Genomic DNA, 2,952 nt, shown 5'->3' on the forward strand with positions numbered 1-2,952 from the left:
CACCTGCGTCGCACCATTGACCCGCACCTGCAACGCCGAATCACCGGCCAATCCACTCGGTGCCGGCCAGCGCATCACCGCCCCCGGCAGCACGTAACCCAGCAGCCCTTCGGCCAGCGGTTTGCTGTGCCCGCCCTGTTTGATTGCCACATCGGTCAGCCGCGCATGCACCGCGCCCTGATTACGCACTTCCACGTAAGGCTTGCCGTCCACCGCCACCGTGCGCCAGCTCAATTGCGGCAGGCCAATGCCTTTGGGATCGCGCGCGCGGGTGCTGTCTTCCTTGCTCCACAGCCCCGCGCCATAGGCGAACAGCGGCACTGAATAGCGCATCTGGAAGCGGATCGCCGCGGCAGTCTTGCCACCATCAGCGACGGGGGGTTGAGCGGAAGGGATTTCGTCGATGATGATTCGGTAAGCCAGTTCCTGCCCCGGCGGCACGTCTTTGGTCCGTGTCAGGCGCACCAGCTGTTTCTGCCCCGGTTCGATCTTCGCCACCGGCGGGCTGCCGATCACGTCGCGCTGGTTCTGGTATTGCTCCTGGAAGCCGTTCTGGCTCCAGCCAAACACGCGGATCTGCAGGTTGGCGGTTTCGTTGCCGCGGTTCTCCAGCCACAGTGCGCTGGCCTGTTGATCGGCTTCCAGCACCGGATCAATGGGCCAGATCAACACCGAACTGGCGGCCTGTACATGACTCATTCCCACCATGAGCAACGCCGCTACCGCGCCCTGCCCGAGCGACCGCCGTGACGTGTAACACCCCATAAACCTGCTCCTTGTCGGCCATCCAGACTTCGCCTCACCACGACAGTTGCACCTGCAACACATCGCTGTACGTCCCCCCAGGCTGATTGCCCGGCAATTGCACCTGACCGTAAATCGGCAGGCTGATGTTGTTCGCGTCGCTGTACGCCACCGCCACACTCTGACCAACGCCCAGACTCTGGCTGTACGCCGCATCGCGAAACAGCGCATACGCCACCCGTGCACTGCCACTGTTGAGCTGCATGTGCCGGCCGCTGTTGTTGTACTGGCCGCCGTCGACACTCATGTTCAGCGTCACCCCCGGTGTGCACTGCAATTGCACGCCCCCGGTCAGGGCCACCTGCACTGTGTCGGTGGCCAGGGCCGAGCGCGAACCGAAATTCAGCCCGCCATAGTTCGACACCCCGCCCACCACCAGGCAGCCCGCCGTCACCGTCGCGCTGACCTGAAAGCTCTGGCTGGTGGCCGCCGTCAACGGCAGCGGCGCACTGCCCGCGCACAACAGGAGCAAGGCGACAGCGCCAGAGCGGCCCATGGCATCAGAACGTCAGTTCAACAGCGACGGTGTCGGTGTACGTCCCGGCCGGCAAACCGGCCTTGCCCACCGCCTGACCGTAAATGTTCACGGTCTGCGCCACACCGGTACTGGCGGCGAGGTTGATCGTCCCGTCAATTGCCAGCAGCTGCGAATGCCCGGCATCGGTGTACAGGTCGTAAGGCACGTAGTTGGCCACCCCGTCGTATAAGGCTCGCGTACCACCCGGTGACATGCCGTCATGGGAGCCGGCCCGCACCTTCACTGTCGGCGTGGTGCCGCTGGAGCACAGAATCGACAGCGCCCCGCCGCCACCGCCGAGCACTTGCCCGGTGGCGGTGGTGAACAGGCTGTTGGCGGTGCCGAAGTTCAACGCACCGAAATTCAACCCGCTGGAGCCGCCGGCGCCATTGACCTGGCAACTGCTGATCAGGATCAGGCTGGAGGTGATCTGGCCGGTGACCGTCGTGGCTGCATTGGCACTGGATGCCAGTGTCAGGCCCAGCAGCGACAAACCGAGTGTTGAAGCAATCCTGCGCATGGTGTCCGTCCTCTTCGGGTTACCAGTCGAGCGTCACCGTCAGCGTGTCGGTATAGACACCTGCCGGCACCGCGCGGGTATTCGCCACCACCGTGCCAAAGACCGGAATCGGTATCTGCGCACCGCTGGTGACAGCGAAATTGTGTTGTTGGCCGATGCTGTAGCTGCGGGCGCCGGAGGGATCGACGAACAGCTCATAGGGAAGGGTCTGGCGGCCATTGCTCAGGCGCCGGGTGTTACCGTCACCGTGGGTGCCGCCGTCGATGGTGACAGTGAAACCGGTGACCGAAGGATTGCAGGCCACATTGAGTTTGCCGCTGCTGTCGCCATCCAGACTGGCCTTGATCGGTGCATTCCAGGTTGGCCCCTGAGGGCCAAAGTCGAGGGTGCCGAGATGGCTGACCGGGCTGGCGGGACTGGATGCATGGGTCACCTCACAGCCGGCGATCAGGATCAGTCGCGCATGAATCTGCCCACTCACGGCTGCCTGTGCGTTTTCAGCGAGCAGCGCCAGCGTCCCTGCCGCCAGAACCATCCAGTGTTTACCTGCCATTGCGCCCGCCCTACTCCTTCAGGTTGACTTGACCACCGCGCTCATCATCGAACGCCCTTCCCTGCGTAATCCATTCCAGCGGGTTGCCGACTGCAACCGTGTGCTCACCAGGTGACCGTCACCTTGACCAGATCCGAGTAGCGGCTGACCCGCGGCACTTCGGCCAGCGGCTCGATCCGCGCATACAGCGGCAACTCCACAGTGCCGCTGTCGGGCACCCGGCCACTGACCGGCACATCCACCACCAGCGGCACCCGCCGCGCGGCATCCTGAAACAGGCGGTAAGGAATCGGCTTGCCGCCCGCCGCACCGACCATGTAGCGCACCTCACCGACACCGCCATGTAAACCGCCGTCGACGCGCATCTGATAAGGCGTGTCCGGGTTGCACTCAAGACGTGGCAAACGCTGGTTGGTCAGCGCCGCCGCCAAAGGTCCGGCAGGATCGTCGAGGCGTGCGGTGCTGCCAAAGTCGAGCACGCCCAGTTGTTGCATGCCCGCCTCGCGTTGCTGGCCGATCAACTGGCAACCGCGCTGCACATCGACACGCACTTCGACC

General features: G+C 64.3%; 5 protein-coding genes. All 5 read right to left on the bottom strand.

The window, feature by feature from the left end; all coding sequences use genetic code 11:
* The coding region (locus DBR24_RS11515; RefSeq protein WP_146189020.1) for a molecular chaperone at window positions 1–765 on the bottom strand (765 nt) is incomplete at its 3' end.
* A 34-nt stretch (window positions 766–799) separates the two neighbouring features.
* On the bottom strand, window positions 800–1,300 hold the full coding sequence (locus tag DBR24_RS11520) for a spore coat U domain-containing protein (protein ID WP_128614799.1): 501 nt from the start codon (window positions 1,298–1,300) through the stop codon (window positions 800–802).
* A 4-nt stretch (window positions 1,301–1,304) separates the two neighbouring features.
* Window positions 1,305–1,841: a spore coat protein U domain-containing protein gene (locus DBR24_RS11525; RefSeq protein ID WP_123462345.1), complete on the bottom strand. Its 537-nt coding sequence runs from the start codon at window positions 1,839–1,841 to the stop codon at window positions 1,305–1,307.
* A gap of 19 nt (window positions 1,842–1,860) precedes the next feature.
* Window positions 1,861–2,394 carry a spore coat U domain-containing protein gene (locus DBR24_RS11530; protein ID WP_128614800.1) on the bottom strand — a complete coding sequence of 178 codons (534 nt, stop codon included), beginning with the start codon at window positions 2,392–2,394 and terminating at the stop codon, window positions 1,861–1,863.
* Between the two features lie 104 nt (window positions 2,395–2,498).
* Window positions 2,499–2,952: spore coat U domain-containing protein (locus DBR24_RS11535; protein ID WP_146189021.1), on the bottom strand; the 454-nt coding region annotated here is incomplete at its 5' end.

The organism is Pseudomonas sp. HMWF006 (genome assembly GCF_003061205.1).
Lineage (GTDB): Bacteria > Pseudomonadota > Gammaproteobacteria > Pseudomonadales > Pseudomonadaceae > Aquipseudomonas > Aquipseudomonas monsensis.